Raw genomic sequence first — 292 nt, forward strand, 5'->3', positions numbered from 1 at the left:
GCGGCTGACAAGCTGAGAATGCTGGTCGAGGACAATGGCGGCACGGTCGTGCTGGCCGCCGACCCGGCGCGCATCCCGCGCGCCACCAAGAACCAGGCCGAGATCGCCGGCAGCCGCGCCGCGCATCGCCGCGACGGCGCCGCGGTCGCCAAGCTGCTATGCTGGCTCGACCGCCAGAAGCCCGGCACGCTGGACGAAATAGCCGTCGTCACCAGGCTCGAGGAGGTGCGCCGGCAGACCGGCGAGGAAACGCAGATGCCGCTGCGCGACGTGTCCTTCGACACGATTTCCG

Annotated in this window: 1 pseudogene; it reads left to right on the top strand. The window is 70.5% G+C overall.

The features are described 5' to 3' along the window. Positions 1–292: pseudogene (locus EN852_RS39445) on the top strand (aminopeptidase P family protein); the annotation flags it as partial.

The sequence above is a fragment of the Mesorhizobium sp. M2E.F.Ca.ET.209.01.1.1 genome, from assembly GCF_004010375.2.
In the GTDB taxonomy this organism is placed as follows: Bacteria; Pseudomonadota; Alphaproteobacteria; order Rhizobiales; family Rhizobiaceae; genus Mesorhizobium.